The organism is Pseudomonas sp. IT-P2, assembly GCF_949767575.1.
Taxonomy (GTDB): Bacteria; Pseudomonadota; Gammaproteobacteria; order Pseudomonadales; family Pseudomonadaceae; genus Aquipseudomonas; species Aquipseudomonas pharyngis.
Map to the genome: position 1 here is coordinate 268,325 of NZ_CATKQA010000047.1, position 25,405 is coordinate 293,729.

Sequence of the window (25,405 nt, forward strand, 5' to 3'; positions counted from 1 at the left end):
ATCAGTGACGCGGGTCGAAATCACCGGAAAACAGTTCGTCCTCGGCATCCGGGGCCACCGGAATCTTGTGCTCTTCCGACGCCCAGGCGCCGAGGTCGATCAGTTTGCAGCGGTCCGAGCAGAACGGACGGTATTTGTTTTCCGGGGTGAATTCCACGGGCGCGCCGCAAGTCGGGCAGTTGACGGTCGGGGTCTGGCTCATGATTGGCCTCCAGATAAAGTCAGGTAAAAGTGATGCAGGCGCTCGACCTCGCTGTGCAGCCAGGCGAGGTCGCGGTCGTTGACCACCACGTCGTCGGCACGGCTGACGCGGTCTTCGCGGCTGGACTGGGCCTTGAGGATCGCCTGGACCTGCTCTTCGCTGGTCTGGTCACGCTGCAAGGTGCGTTCGATCTGCAGTTGTTGCGGGGCGTCGATTACCAGGATGCGTTGGGTCATCGCGTATTGCCCGGATTCGATCAGCAGCGGCGAAACCAGAATCGCATAAGGCGATTTTGCCAGCGCCAGGTGATGGGCGATTTCTTCGGCGATCAACGGATGCAGCAAGGCCTCAAGCCAGCGCCGTTGCTCCGGCACTTCAAAAATCAGTTTGCGCAGGGCTGCACGATCCAGCGTGCCGTCGGCCTGCAGGACTTCGGGGCCGAAGTGTTCGGCGATCTTCGCCAGCGCCGGGCGGCCCGGTTCGACCACCCAGCGCGCCGCGTGATCGGCGTCCACCACGTGGATACCAAGATCAATGAAGTGCTGGGCGGCGGCGCTTTTGCCGCTGCCGATGCCGCCGGTCAGGCCGAGAATCCAGGGTTTTTCCGCAGGGGTATTCATTTCAAACCGACAAACTGCCAATAGAAGCCGGTTATTTGACCACCCCAGAGCAAGGCAATCCAGCCGGCAATTGCCAGATACGGGCCGAAGGGGATCGGCGTCGAGGTTTTCTGGTCGCGCAGCTTGAGCAAAATCACCCCGAGCACAGCGCCCACCAGCGAGGACAAGAGGATGGTCAGCGGCAGAGTCTGCCAGCCGCCCCAGGCCCCGAGCAGCGCCAGCAGCTTGAAATCGCCGTGACCGATGCCGTCCTTGCCGGTAATCAATTTGAACAGCCAAAACACCGACCACAGCGCCATATAGCCCAGCACCGCGCCCCACAGGGCGTCGTGCAGCGGCACGAACAGCTCGAAGCTGTTGACGATCAGCCCCAGCCACAGCAGCGGCAGCACCAGCACGTCAGGCAGCAATTGATGTTCGGTGTCGATCAGGCTCATGGCCAACAGGCCCCAGGTCAGCACGATCAACAGGCACGCCGGCCAGCCGAAACCCAGGTGCCAGGCGATGAACGCCGAGAGCAGGCCGCAGGCCAGTTCGGTCAGCGGGTAACGCTTGCTGATCGGTGCGCTGCAACTTGAACAGCGCCCACGCAGGCACACGTAACTCAACAGGGGAATGTTTTCCCACGCACGGATCCGGTGGCCACAGTGCGGGCATTGCGAGTGCGGCAGCATCAGGTTGTAGGTGGGCAATGGCGATTCACCGGGCAGGCCCAGTACATCGTGAGCCTGCTGGCGCCATTCGCGCTCGAGCATTTTCGGCAGGCGCCAGATCAACACGTTGAGGAAGCTGCCGACCACCAGCCCCAGCAGCAGGGCGGCGACGACAAAGGCCAGCGGATACAGGCTGAGGAGTTCGTCGATAGGCATGTCAGATCGCTGAGCCGAGTTGGAAGATCGGCAGGTACATCGCCACCACCAGACCGCCGACGATCACCCCCAGCACCACCATGATGAACGGCTCCATCAGGCTGGTGAGGTTGTCGACCATGTTGTCCACTTCGTCCTCATAGAAACCTGCGACCTTGTCGAGCATCTCGTCCAGTGCGCCGGACTCTTCGCCGATGGCGGTCATCTGCACCGCCATGTTCGGAAAGATGCCGGTGGAACGCATCGAGAAATTCAGCTGCATGCCGGTAGAGACGTCCTGGCGGATGCGCAGCACGGCACGCTTGAACACCACGTTGCCGGTGGCACCGGCCACCGAGTCCAGCGCTTCCACCAGCGGCACACCGGCGGCGAAGGTAGTCGACAGGGTCCGGGCAAACCGCGCCACGGCGGACTTGTACATCAATGTGCCCACCAGCGGCAGCTTGAGAAACCAGGCGTCGCGTCGATCGCGCAGGGCCTGGGATTTTTTCAGGGCATGGCGGGTGCCGAAAAACGCGGCCACCAGCGCACCGAGAATCGCCCACCACCATTGCTGCATGAATTCGGACAGGCTGATCACCATCAGCGTGAAGGCCGGCAGTTCGGCACCGAAGCCGGAGAACACCGACTGAAACTGCGGCACCACCTTGACCAGCAGAATCCCGGTGACCACCGCCGCCACCAGCACTACGGCCGACGGGTAGGTCATGGCCTTCTTGATCTTGGCCTTGAGGCTTTCGCTCTTTTCCTTGTAGGTCGCGACCCGTTCCAGCAGGGTGTCGAGGGCGCCGGACTGTTCACCGGCATCCACCAGGTTGCAGTACAACTCGTCAAAATACTGAGGCTTCTTGCGCAGCGCGGCGGCGAAGCTGTTGCCGGCGGCGACCTCCTGTTTCACCTCGTCCACCAGCTTGCGCATGGCCGGGTTTTCGAAGCCTTCGCCAATGATGTCGAACGACTGCAACAGCGGTACGCCGGCCTTCATCATGGTCGCCATCTGCCGGGTGAACAGGGCAATGTCCTGGGCCTTGATGCGCTTGCCGAAGCTCAGCAGCGAGGCGGATTTCTTGCGTACCTTGCCCGGGTTGATGCCTTGCTTGCGCAATTGGGCCTTGACCAGTGCGGGGTTCTGGCCGCTCAACTCGCCGGTCACCTTGCTGCCTTTGCGGTCCGTACCTTCCCAGGCGTAGACACTGATTTTCGCTGCCTTGACCGCCATGTTCAGTCCTTGGTGACCCGGTTGATTTCTTCAAGGCTGGTAATGCCTTGCATGGCCTTGATCAGGCCCGAGGTACGCAGGTCATTGAAGCCGTCCCGGCGCATCTGGATATCGATTTCCAGTGAGTTGCCCTCGGCCATGATCAGCCGTTGCAGATCGGGGGTGTTCTTTACCACTTCATAAATCCCCACGCGACCCTTGTACCCGCCGTTGCAGTGATCGCAACCGGCGGGCTCATAGATCGTGAAATGGCCGATGCGTTCCTCGGGGAAGCCTTCCTTGATCAGGGTCTCGCGTGGGATCTCGATGGGTTTCTTGCAGTGGCTGCAGAGTTTTCGCGCCAGACGCTGGGCAATGATCAGGCTCACCGAGGTTGCGATGTTGAAGCCGGGGATGCCCATGTTGTGCAGGCGGGTGAGGGTCTCTGCTGCGCTGTTGGTGTGCAGGGTGGACAGCACGAGGTGACCGGTCTGGGCGGCCTTGATCGCGATTTCGGCGGTTTCGAGGTCGCGGATTTCGCCGACCATGATCACGTCCGGGTCCTGACGCAGGAACGAGCGCAGGGCCTGGGCAAAGTCCAGTCCCTGACGGGGATTGACGTTGACCTGGTTGATGCCTTCCATGTTGATCTCCACCGGGTCTTCGGCCGTGGAGATATTGATGTCGACGGTATTGAGGATGTTCAGCCCGGTGTACAGCGACACGGTCTTGCCCGAGCCGGTTGGGCCGGTCACCAGAATCATGCCTTGCGGCTGTTTTAGGGCGGCCATGTACAGGTCTTTCTGTTCCGGCTCGTAGCCGAGGGCATCGATGCCGATCTGGGCGCTGGACGGGTCGAGGATCCGAATCACCACTTTCTCCCCCCAGAGGGTGGGCAGGGTGTTGACCCGGAAATCGATCGACTTGCTTTTCGACAGACGCATCTTGATCCGCCCGTCCTGGGGTTTGCGTCGCTCCGAAATGTCGAGGCTGGCCATCACCTTGAGGCGCGCGGCGATGCGCCCGGCCAGTTGAATCGGCGGCTTGGCCACTTCCCGCAGAATGCCGTCGGTGCGCACCCGCACCCGGTAGTTCTTTTCGTAAGGCTCGAAGTGCAGGTCGGACGAGCCGCTCTTGATCGCGTCCAGCAGCATCTTGTGGACGAAGCGCACTACCGGGGCATCTTCGGCGTCGATTCCGCCGAGCGTGTCCTGCCTGCTGTCGTCGACCGATTCGATGTCCAGCCCGTCAAGGTCGACATCGGCCATTTCCTCCAGTCCGGTGGCGTGGGTGTCGAAGAATTTTTCGATGGCGTCGGTGAGCTTGTCGTCCTCGACCAGAATGGCTTCGGTGCTCAGCCCGGTGCTGAACTGAATGTCATTGATCGCCTGATGATTGCTGGGGTCGGAAATCCCCACGAACAGTTTGTTGCCGCGCCGCCAGAGGGGCAGGGCGTGGTGCTGGCGCACCAGTTTTTCGCTGACCAGGCCCTTGGGCTGAGTTTCCCTGTCGAGACAGTTGAGGTCGAGAAATGCCATGCCGAAATGCTCCGAGGCTATTTCGGCGACCTGCCAGCTCTTCACCAGTTTGTTCTGCACCAGGTAACTGACCAGCGACAGGCGATTGCGCTGCGCCTGCTGCCAGGCCTGCTGGGCACTCTTTTCCGTGAGCAATTCGGCCTGGACCAGTTGTTTGGCCAGACCGCTCAGAGCGATGTCATTCATGGGGTTTCCACGTGCTTGCCGTTCATGACTTATAGCCTAGTCAAGTGACAGCGCCATACACGTGGAGTGCGGGTGACAAAAAGTGTCAGATAGTGCGGTTACGGGTTGTAGGAATCGGCATGTCAGCCGGATGGCGCCCAGCGGGTATGGGTTGCCAGCGTTTGGCACGGGCTGTGCTGAGTCTTGAACAGATCATGAGATTTCGACTCATGCATGGAGCGTGTCTATGAATAAACAACAGGGTTTCACTCTGATCGAGCTGCTGATCGTCGTGGCGATCATCGGTATTCTCGCCACTGTGGCGCTGCCGCAGTACTCCAAATATCAGGCGCGGTCGAAAGTGACGGCTGGGCTGGCCGAGATCTCGGCAATGAAAGTGCCGTTCGAGGATGTGATTAACCAAGGCACCGATCCTACGCTGACTAATGTGGCGGGCAGTGCAACGGTTACAACCTCCAATTGTTCTGTTACGGCTTCGGGCACCGCTTCGTCGGGCGCCGGTTCAATTGTTTGCACGATCAAAAACGCTCCGGGTCCGGTACTGGACAAAACCATCACGCTTACTCGCTCTTCCGGTACGGGGGCAGGTGTATGGACATGTGCCACAACGGTGGCGCCGGATTATTCGCCAAAAGGCTGTACTGCGAGCGGTACCTGATTTGTTGATGGACTACAAAAATGCCCCGCAATGCGGGGCATTTTTCATTGCGCGACACTTCACAAAAGCTTCAATAATTTCAGGCTGTTAGGAACTTTCCGAAAAGCCGCAACTTGCATGTAGATATTTCACGACTCATGCAATTTGCATGATTCCGAAAAAATGCGACATTTATAAGTTATTGATTTATAAGGTTTTAATCTAATTTTGAAAGTTGGCACAGCGTTCGCAATATCTCCAGTAACCCTGCTGACAAGACAACCAGCAGATTTTCCAGAAAAACAGGAGTTACTCGTATGAAGAAGTTCGCTATCACTGCCGCTGCTGCTACCGCGCTGACCCTGACCATGGCTTCGGGTGCATTTGCTCAATCGACCCAGACCACTCAGGCTCCAATGACCCTGGCTGCCGGTGAAGTCACCAAGGCTAAAGAAGCTACTTCCGATACCTGGATCACCACCAAAGTCAAAAGCGACCTGGTAACCGAAAAAGGCATTCCTGGTACCGACATCAAAGTTGAAACCAACAAAGGTGTGGTTTCCCTGTCTTCTGACGTCGCAATCACCGAAGCTCAGAAAACCACCGCTGTGAACATCACCAAGAAAATCAAAGGCGTGCAAGCGGTCTCCGCTGACGGCCTGAAAGCCCAGTAAGGCAAGACTTCTCGCCTGGACCGGGAGAAGACGCGACAGGCGGGCCGAGCAATACGTCTGCCGCACTTTAGAGTTCATGCGACCGGCCACACGGAATGTGGCCATTACAGGCCCCGGCATTCATGTCGGGGCCTGTTCTATTCAGGGGCCGGAAAAGGCGGGGAAGGTCAATTGCCGCGTTTGCTGTTGATCTGCTTCAGGCGATTGCCTTCAAAGCGCAGGTATTGATACATGCCGTTGCTCGGGCCGTAGGTCCATTCCTCGACCTGAAACTCTTCACGACGGTTGGCGCTGCGCTTGTAACCGAGCAGATCGCGACCGACCGGCTCACCACATTTTTGCAGCACCTCGCTGGCGCGGTCGCCAAGGCTCACCAACTGGCTGCCGCAGCGCAAGGTATCGGACGCCGCAGCCTGGCTGGCGAGAAACACCAGCCCCATTGCAGTCAGCCACTTGCGGTTCATCACTCGGCATCCAGATGCATTTGCGTCACCACCCGGCCGTCGCTTTCCGCTTCGCCGAGGTTGGCGTCGATGAAGTACACACGATCGTCGGCCAGTTGGCCCTTGTCTACCAGGTAATCCTTGATGCTGCTGGCGCGGTCCTGACCGAGCTGGCGCAGCAGCACGTCGCTGGAGCTCCAGAACTTGATCACGTCGGCGCGCATTCTCGCGGTTCGTTCTTCCTTGCCCAGATCCTTCCACTCGGCCGGTGGCTGGGTTTTCAGGCGGGTGCGATAGATGCCCTCGAGCAGCGGGCCTTTTTCGTTATCCGGGACCTGGATCAGCGAAGCCTGCGCCGGCACCTTGTCGCCACGGCGCTGGAGCATCTTGTAGTAGTTGTACTGGTATTCACGTTCCAGGCGCTGTTCGGCGAGCAACGGGCCATCACTGCTTTTTGCCGCAGTGCCTTCGATTTCCAGGCGCAGGGCCGGACGTTCCTTCAGCGCTTGCGACAGCTTCACCAGCGCCGCTTCGGCGTCTTTGCTCAGGTCGCTGGAACCCGGTGCGAAGGACACGGTGCCGAGGTCTTCCGAGCCGCCACCGCTGACCAGACCGCCAATCAGCTTGAACGGTGCGGCGGCAGCCTTGACGATTAGGTTGCGCAGGGTCTGCCAGACAATCGGCATCACGCTGAATTGCGGATTGTTCAGGTCACCAGTGACCGGCAGTTCGATGGAAATCTTGCCGTCGACGTCCTTGAGCAGGGCGATCGCCAGTTTTAGCGGCAGGCTCACGGCATCCGGGCTGTCGACTTTCTCACCCAGTTGCAGTTGCTCGACCACCACTTTGTTCTCGGCCTTGAGCTGGCCTTTGGTGATCAGGTAATGCAGGTCGAGGTTGAGCCGGCCCTTGCGGATGCGGTAGCCGGCGAACTTGCCGGAGTAGGGCGTCAGGGTGGTCAGTTCGACCCGTTTGAAACTGGTGGCGATGTCGAGACTGGCCATCGGGTCGAACGGGTTGACCGCGCCTTTGATGGTCACCGGCGCATAGCGGTCGACCTTGCCCTTGATGTCGACGCTGGCCGGTTTCGCCTGACGGCTGTCGATGGTGCCGATCTGGCCGTTGAGCTGCTGAACTGCAGTGGCGAAGTTCGGGGTCAGGCTGAAGTCGGCGAAGTTGGCCGAGCCGTCGTTGATCGCGATGCCGCCGATGTGAATACCCAGCGGTTTGTCATTGCTCGCCGGTTTCGCCGCGGCGGTCTTCGCCCCGGAATCGGACGGCTGCGGAATCAGCAGGTCGTCGATGTTGGTGGTGCGATCATCATTGATCATGAACCGCGCATACGGCTGGAACAGGTTGACCCTGTCGATCGACAGGCTGTCGCCGTGCTGATAGTTCAGGCCTTCGACCACCACTTGCTGCCACTTCAGGAAGTCGCGGGTTTTCAGGGTGTCGAGGGTGTGCAACTGATCGATCTGAGCACGACCGGTGACGCTGAGGGCCAGCGGGTCAGTGCTTTTCAGGTTCACTTTCAGGTCGCTGCCGAGCATGCCGCTGCGCAGTTCGAGACGAATGAACGGGTTGATGTAGGACTGCGCGACCCGCAGGTCGATGTCCTGGGTTTTCACGTTGAGCTGTGCGGTGACCGGCGCCAGATTGACCACACCATCGGCGCTGATCTTGCCTTGCTTGCCCAGCCCGGTGTCGAGCCTGAGGTTGAAGGGCGAGCCGTTGAGGCTGTCGAAATTCTGCAGATCGACGTTCAGGGGCGTGACATCCAAAGTGACTTCGGGCTTCGCCGAACGGTCGGCCAGATGCACTTTGTAGTCACGCAGTTGCACGTCCTTGATCAACACTTGCCACGGTTTGCTCGGCGCGGTCGGTTCGGGTTTCGGCGAGTCGGCTGCCGCCGGTGTGTTCGCAGGTTCGGCAGCCGCTTTTGCGGCGGGTTTCGACGGCTGGCTGGCGAACAGTTTTTGCCAATCCAGTTGGCCGTCCGCTTCCAGGGCTGCCCAGGTTTCCAGTTTCTGACTGCGGATCTTGCCGACCACCACTTGCTGTTTGGCCAGGTCCACCGTGGTGTCGCTGACGTCGAGACGCTCGAGTTTCGCCAGCGGGCGCCCGTCCGGCGCCTTGATGGCGAACGGCGCGATATTGACCGCGACGTTGCTCAGCAGCAGTTCGGTTTCCTTGGACAGGTTGAGCTTGTAGTCGGTGCTCAGGCTGACGACCCCGTTTTCCAGCACCAGTGGCACGGCATCACGCACGTAGGGCCAGAAGGCTTTCATCTGGCCGTCGGTGATCTTGAGCGTGCCTTCGGAAGCGATCGGGATCAGGCTGAAGTTGCCTTTCCAGTCGATCTGCCCACCGGCCGGGCCGATCGCGACGAGGGTCATGTCGGCGTTGTCTTCGGGCAGGGTGCTGAGGTTTTTCAGCTCGAAGTCGAGCTTGTCGTAGAGAAACTCGATCGGCTCGCTGGGCCGCGCATCCACAAAATGCAGGTTGCCGCCGGCCAGCTGGATCCGGTCGATGCGCAGCGGAAACGGTTTGGCGTCGGGATCGGCCGGGGTGGGCTCGCTGGCCGGGAGCTTGAACAGACCGAGGAGGTTGAGCTGACCGTCCTTGGCGAACAGGATCTCGGTCCTGGATTTTTCCAGTTCGATGTCGGACAGATGCAGGGCTTTGGTCCACAGGCTGTCGAGTTGCAGGTTGGCATACAGACGTTCGAAGCCGACCTGTTCCTTGCCCGGCTCGCCGATCACCAGGCCCCACAGCGTGAGTTCAAGGCTGAAAGGGTTGAGTTCGATACGTTGCAGATGCGCCGGCACTGTGGCGTAGTTGGCCAGTTGCTGATTCACCACCCTGAGCGCAATGCCCGGCAAAATCAGGAACCCCAGCAGGCTGTAGAGGGCCAGGGCAGTCAACAGGGCGCCAATCGCGCGAATCAATCCTTTGGGCATGTGCGGCTTCATCTGTCTGAATCGGAGTGCCTTGGAGTATGGCACGCGATTCCGGTTCCGAAGCAATTGCCCATGCTCAGGATTGTTCAGATTTTTCCGTGGGAAATTTCCTTGGCAACGCTTAGAGCTGAAGGATCAGGGTCTTCAGCGGTGGCTGCTGATCCAGCGACGGGAAGTCGCGGCCCGGGTTCATCACGCTCCACTCACGCACCGGCCGCCCGGCTTTTTCGGCGCAGCGCAGCACCTGTTCGCGCCAGTCGTCCATGCTGACTTTCGCCAGATTGTTGCAGCAGATCAGCACGCCATTCTCGGCGGTGGTCAGCAGGGCTGGCTTTAGCAGGCTCTGATAATCGCGCAGCAGGTCGACGGTGCCGAACGCACTCTTGGCCCACGCGGGCGGGTCGAGCAGCACCAGATCGTACTGGCGCTGTTCGAGACGCTGATAGCTCGGCAGTTTCTGCCCGCGACGCTGGCTGATCGGCAGGCCGGCCAGTTGGCGGATGGCCGGGAAGTAGTCGGACTGGATGAATTCCATGGTCGGCAGGTGCGGATTGAGCTGGCCGTTCTCGCGGCCGACTGCCAGATTGCCCTCGGCGAAATCCAGGTTGCACACCTCGCGCGCACCGCCGGCCGCCGCGCTGAGACCGACCCCGCAGGTATAGGCGAACAGATTGAGCACACTTTTGCCCTTGGCGTGATCCTTGACCCAGCCGCGGGTGTTGCGCAGGTCGAGGAACAGCAGCGGATCCTGCCCGGCGTGACGTCCGCGCACACGATAGTTCAGGCCCCATTCGTGGCCGATCAGATCGGCCAGTGCGGCGTCGTCGGCGCGGTAGACGCTGTCTTCACGATCGATCCGTGAGTTGCCACGGGAGCGGTCGTTGTAGACCAGCAGGGTTTCCAGGCCAAGAGTCTGGTTGACCATGGCGTGCAGTTGCAGCAGGTCTTCACGCGCCAGGGTCTGGTGGAAGCTTTGCACCATCAGTTGCGGGCCGTAGCGGTCGATGGTCAGGCCGCCGGCGCCTTCCTGGCTGCCGTGGAACAGCCGATAGCAGTCGGTGCCCTGGCGGTGCAGCTCGGCGAGCAGATCCTGGCGTTGATCGAGAGCGGCGCGCAGCGCCAGGTTCAAGGAAGACATGCGGGCGCCTTGCTGAAGGGAATCGGGGCGCGGGAGTTTAGCAGCAACTTGGCGGCAAGCGGCGAGCTTCAAACTTGAAGCTCGCCGCTTGCCGCTGCTCCTATTGGTTCAAGCGTTTATCGATCAAGCCCTGCACCACGCTCGGATCCGCCAGGGTTGAGGTATCGCCGAGGCTGTCGAGCTCGTTGCAGGCGATCTTGCGCAGGATCCGCCGCATGATCTTGCCCGAGCGGGTCTTCGGCAGGGCCGGGGCCCACTGGATCAGGTCCGGTTTGGCGAAGCTGCCGATTTCCTTGCTGACGTGGGCCAGCAGTTCTTTCTTCAGCTCATCGTTGGGCTCGGTGCCATTCATCGGTGTGACGAACGCATAAATCCCCTGGCCTTTGACGTCGTGGGGATAGCCGACCACAGCGGCCTCGGCGATGCTGTCGTGCAGCACCAGCGCGCTCTCTACCTCGGCGGTGCCGATGCGATGGCCGGAGACATTGATCACGTCGTCGATGCGCCCGGTGATCCAGTAATCGCCGTCCTCGTCACGGCGGGCGCCGTCGCCGGTGAAGTAGTAACCGGGGTAGGGCTTGAAGTAGGTGTCGACCATGCGCTGCGGATCGCCGTAAACGCTGCGGATCTGCGCCGGCCAGCTCGATTTGATCGCCAGCACGCCACTGCCGGCACCCTGGATTTCCTTCCCGTGTTCATCGAGCAGCACCGGTTGTACGCCGAACATCGGTTGGGTGGCGCAGCCCGGTTTGATCCGCTGGGCGCTGACCAGCGGGCTGAGCATGATGCCGCCGGTTTCGGTCTGCCACCACGTATCGACTATCGGGCAGCGCTGTTCGCCTACGACGTTGAAATACCATTCCCATGCTTCCGGGTTGATCGGCTCACCGACACTGCCGAGCAATCTGAGGCTTTGCCGCGACGTTTCCTGCAACGGCCCGGTGCCTTCACGCATCAACGCGCGCAGGGCAGTGGGGGCGGTGTAGAAGATGTTGACCTTGTGTTTGTCGATCACTTGCCAGAACCGCGAAGTGCTCGGGTAGCTCGGCACGCCTTCGAAGATCAGGGTGGTGGCGCCGTTGGCCAGCGGCCCGTACACGATATAGCTGTGGCCGGTGACCCAGCCGACGTCGGCGGTGCACCAGAACACTTCGCCGTCGCGGTAGTCGAGCACGTACTTGAAGGTCATTGCCGCTTGCAGCAGGTAACCGCCGGTGGTGTGCAGCACGCCCTTGGGTTTGCCGGTGCTGCCGGAGGTGTAGAGGATGAACAGCGGGTCTTCTGCGTCCATCGGTTCCGGCGGGCAATCGTCGCTGACGTCGCGCACCGCCTGGTGATACCAGAGGTCGCGGCCTTCGACCCAGTCGACTTTGTTCTGGGTGCGCTCGACCACCACGACGGTGCTGACATTTGGGCAACTCTGCAGGGCCTTGTCGACATTCTGTTTCAGCGGCACGAATTTGCCACCGCGCACGCCCTCGTCGGCGGTGATCACGGTGCGGCAGTCGGCGTCGAGAATGCGGTCACGCAATGAGTCCGGGGAGAAACCGCCAAACACCACCGAATGAATCGCACCGATCCGCGCGCAGGCGAGCATCGCGTAGGCCGCTTCGGGGATCATCGGCATGTAGATGCACACCCGGTCGCCTTTCTTCACGCCACGGCTTTTCAGCACGTTGGCCAGGCGGCAGACGTGGTGATGAAGTTTGCTGTAAGTGATTTGCGTTGATTCGGCGGGGTCGTCGCCTTCCCAGAGGATGGCGGTCTGATCGCCACGCTTTTCCAGATGGCGGTCAATGCAGTTGTAGCTGACGTTCAGCTTGCCACCGGCAAACCAGGCGGCTTCGCCGGTCTTCAGGTCATAGCGCTGGACGGTCTGCCACGGCGTGCTCCAGTCGAGGAAGCGGGTGGCCTGTTCGGCCCAGAAGGTACTGGGGTGTTCAATCGATTCGCGGTACAGGCGCTGGTAGTCGTCCTGACTCAACTGTGCAGCCCGGCGGACGGCATCGGCTTTGGGGAACGTGCTGATATCGAACATGACGGTTCCTTATTCTTGTTGTGCGACAAGGATAAAGATGCGCCGAGAGCAGGGAGGGTTCAATACCTGTAAACAAACACCCCCTCATGGCGAGGGGGTGTGTTCGGGGCTGGATCAGCCGCGGTGACGGCCGCGGAAGTAGTTGATCAGGCCTTGGGTGGACGCGTCTTCGGCGGCGGTTTCTTCGCTGCCGACCAGACGGTTATACACGCCCTTGCCCAGTTCCTTGCCCAGTTCCACGCCCCACTGGTCGAAGGCGTTGATGCCCCAGACCACGCTTTGCACGAAGACTTTGTGTTCGTACATCGCCACCAATGCGCCGAGACGACGCGGGCTGATGCGCTCGACCACGATGGTGTTGCTCGGACGGTTGCCCGGGATCACCTTGTGCGGTGCGAGTTTCTGCACCTGGTCTTCGCTCATGCCCTTGTCGCGCAGTTCCGCTTCGGCTTCCGGCAGGGTCTTGCCGAGCATCAGCGCCTGGCTCTGCGACAGGCAGTTGGCGTACAGCCACTGATGGTGGTCGGAGACCGGGTTGAAGCTGACGATCGGCACGATGAAGTCGGCCGGGATCAGTTGGGTGCCCTGGTGCAGCAACTGGTGGTAAGCGTGCTGACCGTTGCAGCCGACGCCACCCCAGATCACCGGGCCGGTATCGGTCGACACCGCAGTGCCGTCCTGACGCACGCTCTTGCCGTTGGATTCCATGTCCAGCTGTTGCAAGTGCTTGGTGATGTTACGCAGATAGTGGTCGTACGGCAGGATCGCGTGGCTTTGCGCGCCCCAGAAGTTGCCGTACCACACGCCGAGCAGGGCCAGCAGCACCGGCATGTTCTGTTCGAACGGCGCGCTCTGGAAATGCTGGTCCATGGTGTAGGCACCGGACAGCAATTCCTTGAAGTTGGACATGCCGATGGCCAGCGCAATTGGCAGGCCGATGGCCGACCACAGCGAGTAACGACCGCCGACCCAGTCCCACATCGGGAAGATGTTTTCTTCGCGGATACCGAAGGCCACGGCCGCCGCGTTGTTGCTCGATACGGCGATGAAGTGGCGATACAGCTCGGCTTCCGAACCACCCTGAGCCAGGTACCAGGCGCGTGCGGCCTGGGCGTTTTTCAGGGTTTCGAGGGTGTTGAACGATTTCGACGAAACGATGAACAGCGTGGTCTCGGCGCGCAGTTTTTGCGTCAGCTCGTGGAATTCGCTGCCGTCGATGTTCGCCAGGTAATGGCAACGCACGCCTTTCTGGGCATAGGACAGCAGGGCTTCGGAGACCAGCTCGGGGCCGAGGAACGAGCCACCGATGCCGATGTTCACCACGTCGGTGATCGGCTTCTCGGTGTAACCGCGCCACAGACCGTCGTGGATGCGGCCCACGAGATCGGTGATCTGGTTCAGCACCTTGTGTACTTCAGGCATCACGTTGACGCCGTTGACCGACAGTTTGTCGCCGACCGGGCGACGCAGGGCGGTGTGCAGCGCCGGGCGGCCTTCGGAGGAGTTGACGATTTCGCCGTCGAACAGCGCCTTGATCGCGCCTTTGAGATCGACTTCATTGGCCAGACCCACCAGCAGGTTGCGGGTCTCGGCGTTGATCAGATTCTTCGAATAGTCGAGAAACAGTCCGCAGCTGCTGAGAGTGAACTGATTGAAGCGCTGCGGATCGGCGTTGAAGGCTTCGCGCATGCTGAAATCCTGCATGGCTTGGCGGTGATCTTTCAACGCTTGCCAGGCAGGCAGAGCGGTAACGTCATGAGGAGTGCGGTAGTACGCCATCGCTGCGGTTTTCCTTTTTACTTGAACGGCCTTTTGAACACTGAAAAGACCTCCCCGCCATGTTTGGGCGAGGGGGCAACTGCGTCGACACGATTACTTTGGCGCAGGGCGAATACAGTAAACCCAGCGCCGCGATCTGTCTTGGCTTTGTCTGACCTGTTTTCGGTACTTTTTTAACATTGATAACAGACGGGGCCGACAGACGGCGGGTAATGCGAGCAAGTCCCTGCTTATCGCGTGGCGTCGAACGGCGGGAAGTTTGCCCGATGGGCAGGTGCTCAGCAATACGGTCTGCAAGCGCGTGCAAAAGCTGTGGAAGCGGGGTTGCTTCCACAGCGTCTGCCGGTGTTCAGGCGGGGGTATCGAGATTCAGATGCAGGTTGTCGATCAACCGGGTGGTGCCGAGGAAGGCCGCGACCAGAATCACCAGATCGCGATCCTCCGCCGTTGCCGGACGCAGGGTCAGGGCATGGCGGATTTCCAGGTAGTCCGGACGCAGGCCGGCGGCTTCCAGTTGCTGGCGTTGCGCCTGGATCAGGGCAGGGAAGTCGCGCTCGCCTTGCTTGATCGACTCGGCAATGCTGCTCAGGGTGCGATAGACCACCGGCGCCACGGCGCGCTGTTCTTCACTGAGGAAACCGTTGCGCGACGACAGCGCCAGACCGTCGGCAGCGCGTACGGTCGGCTCGCCGATGATCTGGATCGGCATGTTCAGGTCGTGCACCAGCGCGCGGATTACCGCCAGTTGCTGGAAGTCTTTCTGGCCGAAGATCGCCAGGTCCGGCTGGACCATGTTGAACAGCTTGCTGACCACCGTTGCCACGCCTTCGAAGTGCCCCGGACGGCTGGCGCCGCACAGGCCTTCGGACAGTTGCGGCACGCTGACCCGGGTCTGACCGGCCATGCCGTCGGGGTACATTTCCTCGACGGTCGGGGCGAACAGCAGATCGCATCCGGCTTCCAGCAGTTTTTCCTGATCTGCCGCGAGGGTGCGCGGGTACTTGTCGAGGTCTTCGCCGGCGCCGAACTGCAGCGGGTTGACGAAAATGCTCGCAACCACGAAGTCCACGCGCTGGGTGGCCTTGGTGATCAGCGCGATGTGGCCGCTGTGCAGGTTGCCCATGGTCGGCACGAAGCCGATGCGCTTGCCTTCACTGCGGGCGCGCGCCACGGCGGCGCGCAGTTCACGTACGGTTTTGACGGTGTTCATGCAGAGAATCCGTGTTCGATCCCGGGGAAAGTGGCGGCTTTGACTTCACTGACGTAAGCCTTCAGCGCGGACTGGATGCTGTCCTGACCCTGCATGAAGTTCTTCACGAACTTCGGCACGCGGCCGCTGATCGACAGGCCGAGCATGTCGTGCAGTACCAGCACCTGACCGTCGGTCTCGCTGCCGGCGCCAATGCCGATCACCGGAATCTTCACGGCCTGGCTGATTTCAGCTGCCAGTTCGCTCGGCACGCATTCGAGCAGCAGCATGGCTGCACCGGCCTGCTCCAGCGAGATCGCGTCGGCGCGCATCTGGCGAGCCTGGTTTTCGTTGCGACCTTGCACTTTATAGCCACCGAGAATGTTCACGGCTTGCGGGGTCAGGCCCATGTGGGCGCAGACCGGCACACCGCGCTCGGCCAGCAGGCGGATCGAGTCCGCCAGCCACAAGGCGCCTTCGACCTTGACCATGTGCGCGCCGGCCTGCATCAGCAGGGCGCTGTTGGTCATGGTTTGTTCGAGGGTGGCGTTGGCCATGAACGGCAGGTCGGCCAGGATCAGGGCATCAGAGTTGCCGCGTTTGACGCTGGCAACGTGGTAGGCCATTTCTGCGGTGGTCACCGGCAGGGTGCTGTCGTGACCCTGCAGGACCATGCCGAGGGAGTCGCCCACCAGCAGCACTTCGACACCGGCCTCGTTGCAGGCGTGGGCGAAGGTCGCGTCATAGCAGGTCAGCATGGTGATCTTTTCACCTTTCTGCTTGAGGCTCTGGAGCGTGGTCAGGGTGATGGCTGGCATGTAAGAAATCCTCGTTCAGGCGCTTTGGAAACTACTGCGAGTAACGCGCGTGATTCGTCATCTATTCGGGCGCACGCTCTTTCGTCGTGCTTATAAGGCCTGGATTGCGCCCTTGTATGCCGGGTTGGCGGCAGCGGGACGCCTATAGTCGTGATGAGGCCTCAGGAAGTCAATTGCATGTGTTACCGCATTGTTACGAGGGGAGTGTTACCGGCGTTACTGATGCGATTCAGCGGGCCGGCGGGCCTGATCTGCGGGTTTTTTGTCCTACAAGAACGCAAAAAGCGGGAGCCGATAGGCTCCCGCATCAACGGTTTGTGTCAGGCGTGAGAGAGGCGTTCGAGGCCGACGAACGGACAGGCGGCGAGAAGATCGGCAAGAGCACGGCCATCGGCCAGGCGCAGATCTTCGGGAGCCAGTTCGGCCAGGGGATAGAGAACGAACGCGCGTTCCTGCATGTGGTAATGCGGGACTTTGAGGCGCGGTTCGTCGATCAGGCGATCGCCGAATAACAAAATGTCCAGATCCAGCGTGCGCGGGCCCCAGCGCTCCAGGCGTTCGCGGCCCTGATCGTTTTCGATCGCCTGCAAGGCATCGAGCAGATCCAGCGGGGCGAGCGCGCTGTCGAGCGCGGCAACCGCGTTGGTGTAACGCGGTTGGCCCGGCAGCAGGGAGTCGCTCTGATAAAACGCGGAGACGCCGACCAGTTCGGTGTCGGGCAATTGCCCCAGCGCGTCGACCGCGCTGCGCAGTTGTTCGGCCGGGTCAGCCAGGTTGCTGCCCATGCCGATGTAGATGCGTTCCATGCCTTATTCGCCCGTGGCGCTCGGTGCGCCGGCGCGTTTGCGCTTGGAACCGCTGCTGCGGCGACGCTTGCGCGGTGCACCACTGGCGTCATCACCCTTACCGCTGAGGTCACGGATCATGTCGCGACGTTCGCTGTCGTTGGCGTCCTGATAATCGGTCCACCATTCGCCCAGGCCATCGGTCTGCTCGCCGGCGCTTTCACGCAACAGCAGGAAGTCGTAGCCGGCACGGAAGCGCGGATTGTCCAGCAACAGGTCGGCACGTTTGCCACTGCGGCGTGGCAGGCGTTCCTGCATGTCCCAGATTTCGCGGATCGGCATGGTGAAACGTTTTGGAATGGCAATGCGCTGGCACTGCTCGGCGATCAGTTCGTGAGCACCTTCCTGCATGGCCGGAATCGGCGGCATGCCGCGCTCTTGCAGGCGCAATACACGGGCCGGCAGGGCAGGCCACAGCAGGGCGGCAAACAGGAACGCCGGGGTCACCGGTTTGTTCTGCTTGATCCGCAGGTCGGTGTTGGTCAGTGCTTCGCTGATCAGCGTGTGGGTGTATTCCGGGTTGTGTTCCAGCGCATCGGCACTGGCCGGGAACAGCGGCGCGAACAGTTGCAGGTCGACCAGCATCTCGAAGGTGATCGCGCCATGACCGGAGAGGAACAGCTTGAGCACTTCCTCGAACAGGCGGGCCGATGGGATCTCGCGCAGCATCGGCGCCAGTTCGCGGATCGGCTGGACGGTGTGCTTCTCGATACCGAAATTGAGCTTGGCAGCGAAACGCACGGCCCGCAGCATCCGCACCGGGTCTTCCTGGTAACGTTTCTTTGGGTCGCCGATCAGGCGGATCAGGTGGTTGCGGATGTCGTGTACGCCGTTGGCGTAGTCGAGGATGCGCTCGCTGACCGGATCGTAATACAGGGCGTTGATGGTGAAGTCGCGGCGTTGCGCGTCTTCTTCCAGGGTGCCGTAGACGTTGTCGCGCAGAATACGCCCGCTCTCGTTGCGCGAAGACTGGTTGCTGTCTTCGTCGTCTTCGTTTTGCGGGTGATTGGCGCGGAAGGTCGCGACTTCAATGATTTCGCGGCCGAAATGGATGTGTACCAGCTTGAAGCGGCGGCCGATGATCCGCGCATTGCGGAATTCGGCGCGGACCTGCTCGGGGGTTGCGCTGGTGGCGACGTCGAAGTCTTTGGGCGTGATGCCCAGCAGCATGTCTCGCACGCAACCGCCAACCAGGTAGGCCTGGTAGCCGGCGCCCTGCAGACGTTCGACGATGTTGACCGCGTACCGGCTGAATTGGGCCTTTTGCAGCGAATGTTGGCCGCTGTTGAGGACTTCAGGCGTGCTACGGATGTGTTGCGTACGACGCAGGGGAGTTCGGAATGACTGGAACAGCTTCTTCAGCATGGGATGCACTGTTTGAAGGAATGTTCGGCCATACCAGAGAATGACCGCATGATGGGCCGGGATTCTAGCATTTAGTCGAGGGATGGTGTAGGACGCTGCCGTTTTGCGCTGCAAGCCGCAGGCTAGAGGGGTGTGAGGGCGTGGTGGAGGAGAGATTTGCCGTAAGGGAGAAACTACAAGGGGAGCCGAAGCTCCCCAAGAAGTAGTTGCGTGCTCTTTTTATTATTGATTCGGGCTTCTTGTTTTTGTTGAGTGCCCTCGTCATGAAGCTTTCCCTTCATGACCCTCCCAATCGGGAGCCAAGAGCAAACGGATTGCTTTGGTCGCTGTGTTGCAGTGATCTTGCGATCCAACCAGTACAGGCTCTGTCTTAAGACAGTTTTTGTTGTTCTCGGCCTGGTCGTGGGGCTAGCCCCAAATACAACGCCTCTCCAAAAGAATCAGTTAGCTGCGCCTCTCGCCGTCTTGTTTTTATTGTGCGTGAGTCGATTCGTCTTATTTTTATTGTCTTGTGCATTGCTTGTTATTGTTCTTGTACCAAACATATAGCAGGTGCCGTGCCAACTTTTGCGAACCCCAATAAAACAAGGGGTTAGGTCGATATAACCGTTTTCGCAGGGCGAAAAAAAGCCGGGGTTTCGTTACCGATAACCCCGGCGTCTGTTACGTGAAAAGACTGAGGTAACAGTTTTTTCACATCTTCAACGGTAACCCGCACACTCGACAGGTAACGTTCAGCTCTCGCTGGCGACCCCGGTCTTGCGCCGTGGAATGCCCAGACGCTGACGGCGTTCCCACAGGCATTTGCGGCTGACGCCCAGTTTGCGCGCCAGTTCGGTCTCGGTCATGTGGTCCTGATGCTCGAGCACGAAATGCTGGAAGTAGTCTTCCAGTGACAGGTCTTCCGTCGGTTCGTGGCTGCTGTTGCTGGCGTTACCGGCCGGTTGCGCCGGCAGGCCGATGAATTCGTCGTCCTCCAGATCGCCCAGTTCGATGTCGATGCCCAGCAGGTCGGCAGAGATTTCCGGACTTTCGCTTAGAATCACCGCGCGCTCGACGGCGTTTTCCAACTCCCGCACGTTACCCGGCCAGGAATAGTGCCGGATCGCCTGTTCGGCATCGGCGGCAAATTTCAGGTCGGTGCGGTTGATGCGCGCGCTCTGACGAGCGAGGAACGCATTGGCGATTTCGTTGACGTCGGCGCCGCGCTCGCGCAGGGCCGGGAGTTTCAACGCGATCACGTGCAGGCGGTAGTACAAGTCCTCACGGAACTGGCCGATTTTCGCCAGGCTCTTGAGATCCCGGTGGGTCGCCGCGATCAAGCGGACATCGACTTTCTGCGACTGGACCGAGCCCACCCGGCGAATTTCGCCTTCCTGCAACACGCGCAGCAGGCGAGCCTGGGCTTCCAGCGGCAACTCGCCGATTTCGTCGAGGAACAGCGTGCCGCCGTCCGCCGCTTCCACCAGACCGGCGCGACCGGCGCTGGCACCGGTGAACGCACCTTTCTCGTGACCGAACAGTTCGGACTCGATCAGGCTTTCCGGAATGGCGGCGCAGTTCACCGAGATCATCGGCGCCTTGGCGCGTTTCGACAGGTTGTGCAGGGCGCGGGCCACCAGTTCTTTACCGGTGCCGGACTCACCCTGGATCAGCACGTTGGAATCGGTCGGCGCGACTTTACGGATCTTGCCGTAAAGATCCTGCATCGGCGGACACGAGCCGATAATGCCGATTTCGCCATTGCTGTTGTCGATGGCGGATTTGCCGCTGCCATTGGCCGATTTGGCCGGAGCTGCTTCGCCGGCGGCAGGCGCCGACTGGCGATCGCGCAGAATCCGCGCGACAGCCTGCAGCATTTCATCGTGGTCGAAAGGCTTGGCGATGTAATCCACCGCGCCCATCTTCATCGAGTCGACCGCCGAGCGCAGGCTGGCGTAGCTGGTCATGATCAGCACCGGTGTGCCTTGGCCGAGCTTGATCAGCTCGGTGCCCGGAGCACCCGGCAGACGCAGGTCGCTGACGATCAGATCGAATGTGGGAATACTGAAGCGTTCTTGTGCTTCCTGCACTGAACCGGCTTCGCTGACCTGGTACTGGTTGCGTTCCAGCAGGCGGCGCAAGGCGGAGCGGATAATGGTTTCGTCTTCGACGATCAAAATGTGCGGCATTGATTCGATACTCTCGACGGTCTCAGTTCACAGCGGACGTCGCTTCGACATGACGCGGCAATGTCACCCGGATACGGGTGCCGCGCTGGCTCTGAACATCAGCCGGGCTGTCGATGGTGATTTGTCCATAATGCTCTTCAACGATGGAATAGACCAGTGCAAGGCCCAGACCGGTGCCTTCGCCAGGATCCTTGGTGGTGAAGAAGGGTTCGAACAATCGATCCATGATGCTCGACGGAATACCGCTGCCTTCGTCTTCGACGATCAGATCGACCGTGTGTTCGCCGGCTTCGCTCTTGACCCGCACCGCACTGCCGGCAGGCGAGGCGTCACGGGCGTTGGAGAGCAGATTGATGAGCACCTGGGCGAGCCGCTGCGGATCGCCTTCGACCCAGTGATCGGGATCGCACAGGTTATAGAACTGGACTTCGAAATTGCGCCGGTTCAGGGCCAGCAGGCCGATGGCGTCCTGGGCGACTTCCGCCAGACAGACGGGCTCGTCGCTGTGCTGATGGCTGCCGGCGTGGGCGAAGCTCATCAAGGACTGGACGATGCGTGACACGCGTTTAGTCTGTTCGAGGATCTGGCCGCTGATTTCCGTCAGCTCACCATCCTCTTCGCGCTCTTCGCGCAGGTTTTGTGCGAGGCAGGCGATGCCGGTGATCGGGTTGCCGATTTCGTGGGCCACACCCGCCGCGAGTCGGCCGATGCTGGCCAGGCGCTCGGAATGCACCAGCTTGTCTTCGAGCATCTGGGTTTCGGTCAGGTCTTCCACCAGCAGCACCAGGCCGCTATTGCCCGGTGCCAGCGGCTCGTCGATCGCCGCTTTGTGCAGGTTCAGCCAACGGGTCTGGCCGTCGAGGGCCAGATGCTGTTTGTGCAAATGCTCGTCCGGCAGATGGATGAAGCCTTGCAGCAGGTCTTTCCACGGATTGGCGATGGTACTCAGGCGCGAGCCGACAACCCGTTGCGCAGCAATTCCGGTCAGTTCTTCCATGGCCTTGTTCCACATCAGGATCTCCTGATCCTTGGCCAGCGAGCACACGCCCATCGGCAGTTCCTGCAAGGTCTGGCGGTGGTAACGGCGCAGGGCATCGAGCTCGGCAGCCAGACCGGTCAGGCGCGAGTGGTAGTCCTCGAGACGGCTTTCAATGAAGTGGATGTCTTCGGTGACGTAGTTTTCACCGCCGGCCTTGTAGGGCAGGAAGGTTTCCACCATGTCCTGGGCGACGCTCGGGCCCATCAGTCCGGAGAGGTTGGCTTCGATCCGGTCACGCAGGCGGCGCAGGGCATAAGGGCGGCGCTCGTCGAAGGGCAGATAAAGGTCGCGCAGGGCCTGTTCGACTTCTTTCTGCGCAGCCTTGGCGCCCAGCGGCTTGGCCAGTTGCGTGGCGAACTCCTGCGGCGAGGCGGCGTGCAATTCGCGGCGTTGCGGGCGACGTACGTTGTCCACCGCGCAGGCTTCGGCGGCGCTGGCCTCTTCCGGGCTGGCATTGGTGAACAGCGAAATCAACGTGAACATCAGGACGTTGGCTGCCAGCGAGGCGATGGCCGCCATGTGCCAACTGGTGTCGTCCAGCACGTAGATCATGTTCAGCAGCGGAATATAGAAACCCTGCAGATTGCCGACCAGCGGCAACAGCATGGTCACGACCCACACCACAATCCCCGCCAGCAGACCGGCGATGAAGCCACGGCGATTGGCGGTCGGCCAGTACAGCACCGACAGCACACCCGGCAGGAATTGCAGGGTCGCGACGAAGGCGACGATGCCGAGGTTGGCCAGATCCTGCTCGGCGCCGAGCATCAGGTAGAAGCAGAAACCGGCCATGATGATCGCGACGATCAGCGCCCGGCGGGTCCATTTCAACCAGCGATAGATATTGCCCTCGGCCGGTGGCTGATAGAGCGGCAGCACCAGATGGTTCAGGGCCATGCCCGACAGCGCCAGCGTGGTGACGATGATCAGGCCGCTGGCCGCCGACAGACCGCCGACATAGGCCAGCAACGCCAGCGACTTGCTGTTGGCGGCGATACCGATGCCGAGTGTGAAGTATTCCGGATTGGTGGTGGCGCCGAGTTTCAGGCCGGCCCAGAGAATCAGCGGCACGGCCAGGCTCATCAACAGCAGGAACAGCGGCAGGCCCCAGCTTGCGCTGACCAGCGAGCGCGGGTTGAGGTTTTCAGTGAAGGTCATGTGATACATGTGCGGCATCACGATCGCCGAGGCGAAAAACACCAGCAGCAATGTGCGCCACGGGCCTTCCTGCAGGGGTGTGTGCAGGGCGGCGAGGGCGGTCTGGTTCTGTAGCAGCCACAGTTCAAGTTGCTGCGGGCCATCGAATACGCCGTACAGCGCATAGAGGCCGACGCCGCCGAGAGCGGCCAGTTTGATCACCGATTCGAAAGCAATCGCGAACACCAGCCCTTCGTGCTTTTCACGGGTGGCGATGTGACGGGAGCCGAAGAAGATCGTGAACAGAATGATCAGCGCACAGAACGCCAGGGCGACGCGATTCTGCACCGGTTCGCCGGTGAGGATGCCAATGGAGTCGGCCACCGCCTGAATCTGCAACGCCAGCAGCGGCAAGACGCCGATCAGCATGAAAATCGTGGTCAGCGCACCGGCCCAGGTGCTGCGGAAGCGGAAGGCGAACAGATCCGCCAGCGACGACAGTTGATAGGTGCGGGTGATCTTGAGGATCGGGTACAGCAGCACTGGCGCCAGCAGAAACGCGCCGGAAACCCCGAGATAACTGGACAGAAAACCGTAGCCGTACTGATAGGCCAGACCCACCGTACCGTAGAACGCCCATGCACTGGCGTAGACCCCGAGGGACAGGGTGTAAGTCAACGGGTGGCGAATGATCGCCCGCGGGATCATGCCCCGTTCACTGATCCAGGCCACGCCGAACAGCGCGGCCAGGTAGGCGGCGCTGATCAGCAGCATCTGGGTCAGGCTAAAGCTCATCGGCATCTTTTTGGCTCTGCAGGATGAAGGTCACGACAATCAGGATCAGCCAGAGCAGATAAGGGCGATACCAGGCGCCCGTAGCGTCGATCCACCAATCCATGATGGCAGGAGAAAACAGGTAGATCCCCACGACCAGAAGCAGGACCAAGCGATAGATGTACATCCCGGCCTCTCTTTTTTATGCGCGTGCCCGAAAACGTGCGGCGATGGTAACGGATGGGCGCGCCACTGCAAGTGTCGTCACAGCAGTTGCGCTTCGGGCAGGGTCAGTGTGCGCGGGATTTTCAAGGCATCCCAGTGGGCGCTGCCCCAGTTCAACAGTTCATGCGGCGAGGCGTGGGCGAGTTCGGGCCCCGGGTTTTGCCCCAGGGCACGCAGGGCCCGGAGCAGCAATGGCGTGGCCTGATCGGCTTCCAGCGGTGGCGAGCGATAGGACTTGCCGAGCTTGTTGCCGTCCGGCTGGGTGATCAATGGCAGATGCAGGTAGCGCGGTTGGCGCAGGCCCAGCAGTTCTTGCAGATAGAGCTGGCGCGGCGTGGAGTCGAGCAGATCGGCGCCGCGCACGATGTCGGTGATGCCCTGCCAGGCGTCGTCCAGCACCACCGCCAGTTGGTAGGCGTAGAGGCCGTCGCGGCGGCGGATCACGAAATCTCCCACGTCACGGCCCAGATGCTGGCGGTATTCGCCCTGTACCCGATCGATGAAATGGTATTCGAGCTCCGGTACGCGCAGGCGGATCGCGGCATTTTCCGGCTCATGGCCGGCGTTGCGGCACAGTCCCGGATAAATGCCATGGTACGGCTCGAGCTGTTTGCGCGAACAGGTGCAGGCGTAGGCCAGGCCGTGATTGAACAGGCTGTCGAGCACTTGGGCGTAGGCTTCGTGCCGATCGCTCTGGCGGACCATTTCGCCGTCCCATTCGAAGCCATAGCTTTCCAGCGCCTTGAGAATCGCCGCTTGCGCGCCCGGCTCTTCACGGGGCGGATCGAGGTCTTCCATGCGCACCAGCCAGCGGCCGCCCACCGAGCGCGCGTCCAGATAAGAGGCCAGGGCGGCGACCAGCGAACCGAAATGCAGGTGCCCGCTGGGTGTCGGGGCGAAGCGGCCAATGTAGGCGGGGGAGGTGTTGGCAGTCATGAGGGCGATGTTACTTGAGAGTCAAAAAACGCCAGAAACAAAAACGGAGCGTTCGCACGCTCCGTTTTTCGTTCAGGCCGGGATTACTTGCCGACCTGCTTTTCCTTGATTTCCGCCAGGTTCTTGCAGTCGACGCACATGTCGGCAGTCGGACGGGCCTCGAGGCGCTTGACGCCGATCTCGATGCCGCAAGAGTCGCACCAGCCGTACTCTTCGTCTTCGATCAGTTGCAGGGTCTTGTCGATCTTCTTGATCAGTTTGCGCTCGCGGTCGCGGGCACGCAGCTCGAGGGCGAACTCTTCTTCCTGGCTGGCACGGTCGGCCGGATCAGGAAAGTTGGCCGCTTCGTCTTTCATGTGATCAACAGTGCGGTCGACTTCCTGCATCAAGTCGAGTTTCCACTTGGTCAGGATCTTGGTGAAGTGCGCACGCATAGGCGCGCCCATGTACTCTTCGCCCTCTTTAGGGACGTAAGGTTCGAAACCGCTGAGTGTCTGACTTGCCTGTTGCTTTGCTTGGGTGGGCATGAAATGGACCGCCTCTACTCTTGTAATCCATTGCGCAGGATTGCTCCATCACCGACACCTGCCGGCCCTGCGGCTGCAAGCGGGCGAACTTACCAGA

General features: G+C 60.9%; 21 protein-coding genes. 2 read left to right on the top strand and 19 right to left on the bottom strand.

Annotated features, from left to right (window positions below; all coding sequences use genetic code 11):
- Position 1: 1 nt before the first annotated feature.
- From yacG to pilB, 5 genes are read right to left on the bottom strand one after another with little or no spacing between them, the layout of a single operon-like run.
- Positions 2-202, bottom strand: a complete 201-nt coding sequence (gene yacG / locus ACM6JM_RS27095; protein ID WP_011335983.1) for a DNA gyrase inhibitor YacG — start codon at positions 200-202, stop codon at positions 2-4.
- On the bottom strand, positions 199-822 hold the full coding sequence (coaE, locus tag ACM6JM_RS27100; protein WP_074691472.1) for a dephospho-CoA kinase: 624 nt from the start codon (positions 820-822) through the stop codon (positions 199-201). The genes yacG and coaE overlap by 4 nt, the downstream gene beginning before the upstream one ends.
- Positions 819-1,691 carry a prepilin peptidase gene (locus ACM6JM_RS27105; protein ID WP_414882775.1) on the bottom strand — a complete coding sequence of 291 codons (873 nt, stop codon included), beginning with the start codon at positions 1,689-1,691 and terminating at the stop codon, positions 819-821. The genes coaE and ACM6JM_RS27105 overlap by 4 nt, the downstream gene beginning before the upstream one ends.
- Position 1,692: 1 nt before the next feature.
- Positions 1,693-2,910: a type II secretion system F family protein gene (locus ACM6JM_RS27110; protein WP_103385448.1), complete on the bottom strand. Its 1,218-nt coding sequence runs from the start codon at positions 2,908-2,910 to the stop codon at positions 1,693-1,695.
- Between the two features lie 2 nt (positions 2,911-2,912).
- Entirely contained in the window at positions 2,913-4,613 is a 1,701-nt protein-coding gene (gene pilB / locus ACM6JM_RS27115) for a type IV-A pilus assembly ATPase PilB (protein WP_414882776.1), read from the bottom strand.
- A gap of 226 nt (positions 4,614-4,839) precedes the next feature.
- Between pilB and ACM6JM_RS27120 the strand changes: the two genes are divergently transcribed.
- Positions 4,840-5,271: a pilin gene (locus tag ACM6JM_RS27120; protein WP_039771655.1), complete on the top strand. Its 432-nt coding sequence runs from the start codon at positions 4,840-4,842 to the stop codon at positions 5,269-5,271.
- 296 nt (positions 5,272-5,567) lie between these two features.
- Positions 5,568-5,924, top strand: a complete 357-nt coding sequence (locus ACM6JM_RS27125) for a BON domain-containing protein (RefSeq protein WP_210710590.1) — start codon at positions 5,568-5,570, stop codon at positions 5,922-5,924.
- A 167-nt stretch (positions 5,925-6,091) separates the two neighbouring features.
- Here ACM6JM_RS27125 and ACM6JM_RS27130 read toward each other — a convergent pair whose 3' ends face one another.
- From ACM6JM_RS27130 to dksA, 14 genes are all read right to left on the bottom strand, one after another.
- Entirely contained in the window at positions 6,092-6,388 is a 297-nt protein-coding gene (locus tag ACM6JM_RS27130; RefSeq protein ID WP_210710591.1) for a DUF2845 domain-containing protein, read from the bottom strand.
- Positions 6,388-9,339 carry a DUF748 domain-containing protein gene (locus ACM6JM_RS27135; protein ID WP_414882777.1) on the bottom strand — a complete coding sequence of 984 codons (2,952 nt, stop codon included), beginning with the start codon at positions 9,337-9,339 and terminating at the stop codon, positions 6,388-6,390. The genes ACM6JM_RS27130 and ACM6JM_RS27135 overlap by 1 nt, the downstream gene beginning before the upstream one ends.
- 109 nt (positions 9,340-9,448) lie before the next feature.
- On the bottom strand, positions 9,449-10,465 hold the full coding sequence (locus ACM6JM_RS27140) for a class I SAM-dependent rRNA methyltransferase (protein WP_103385445.1): 1,017 nt from the start codon (positions 10,463-10,465) through the stop codon (positions 9,449-9,451).
- Between the two features lie 100 nt (positions 10,466-10,565).
- Entirely contained in the window at positions 10,566-12,503 is a 1,938-nt protein-coding gene (gene acs / locus ACM6JM_RS27145; RefSeq protein ID WP_414882778.1) for an acetate--CoA ligase, read from the bottom strand.
- 114 nt (positions 12,504-12,617) lie between these two features.
- Complete coding sequence (pgi, locus tag ACM6JM_RS27150) at positions 12,618-14,282, bottom strand: glucose-6-phosphate isomerase (RefSeq protein ID WP_039771644.1); 1,665 nt, start codon at positions 14,280-14,282, stop codon at positions 12,618-12,620.
- Positions 14,283-14,631: 349 nt separating this feature from the next.
- Positions 14,632-15,492 carry a pantoate--beta-alanine ligase gene (gene panC / locus ACM6JM_RS27155; RefSeq protein ID WP_007959604.1) on the bottom strand — a complete coding sequence of 287 codons (861 nt, stop codon included), beginning with the start codon at positions 15,490-15,492 and terminating at the stop codon, positions 14,632-14,634.
- Positions 15,489-16,289, bottom strand: a complete 801-nt coding sequence (gene panB / locus ACM6JM_RS27160) for a 3-methyl-2-oxobutanoate hydroxymethyltransferase (RefSeq protein WP_414882779.1) — start codon at positions 16,287-16,289, stop codon at positions 15,489-15,491. The genes panC and panB overlap by 4 nt, the downstream gene beginning before the upstream one ends.
- Positions 16,290-16,609: 320 nt before the next feature.
- The gene (gene folK, locus ACM6JM_RS27165) at positions 16,610-17,095 is read right to left on the bottom strand and encodes a 2-amino-4-hydroxy-6-hydroxymethyldihydropteridine diphosphokinase (protein WP_210710595.1); all 486 of its coding nucleotides are present in this window, start codon (positions 17,093-17,095) and stop codon (positions 16,610-16,612) included.
- A 3-nt stretch (positions 17,096-17,098) separates the two neighbouring features.
- Positions 17,099-18,499 (bottom strand): polynucleotide adenylyltransferase PcnB, encoded by a 1,401-nt coding sequence (locus tag ACM6JM_RS27170; protein ID WP_064599472.1) that lies wholly within the window; start codon positions 18,497-18,499, stop codon positions 17,099-17,101.
- A 734-nt stretch (positions 18,500-19,233) separates the two neighbouring features.
- Positions 19,234-20,670, bottom strand: a complete 1,437-nt coding sequence (locus tag ACM6JM_RS27175; RefSeq protein WP_011335968.1) for a sigma-54-dependent transcriptional regulator — start codon at positions 20,668-20,670, stop codon at positions 19,234-19,236.
- Between the two features lie 22 nt (positions 20,671-20,692).
- Positions 20,693-23,647: a sensor histidine kinase gene (locus tag ACM6JM_RS27180; RefSeq protein WP_007959612.1), complete on the bottom strand. Its 2,955-nt coding sequence runs from the start codon at positions 23,645-23,647 to the stop codon at positions 20,693-20,695.
- Positions 23,631-23,807 carry a hypothetical protein gene (locus ACM6JM_RS27185; RefSeq protein ID WP_003176118.1) on the bottom strand — a complete coding sequence of 59 codons (177 nt, stop codon included), beginning with the start codon at positions 23,805-23,807 and terminating at the stop codon, positions 23,631-23,633. The genes ACM6JM_RS27180 and ACM6JM_RS27185 overlap by 17 nt, the downstream gene beginning before the upstream one ends.
- Before the next feature lie 77 nt (positions 23,808-23,884).
- Positions 23,885-24,781 (bottom strand): tRNA glutamyl-Q(34) synthetase GluQRS, encoded by an 897-nt coding sequence (gluQRS, locus tag ACM6JM_RS27190; protein WP_039771635.1) that lies wholly within the window; start codon positions 24,779-24,781, stop codon positions 23,885-23,887.
- 83 nt (positions 24,782-24,864) lie between these two features.
- Positions 24,865-25,308, bottom strand: a complete 444-nt coding sequence (gene dksA / locus ACM6JM_RS27195; RefSeq protein ID WP_039771633.1) for an RNA polymerase-binding protein DksA — start codon at positions 25,306-25,308, stop codon at positions 24,865-24,867.
- Positions 25,309-25,405: the final 97 nt, after the last annotated feature.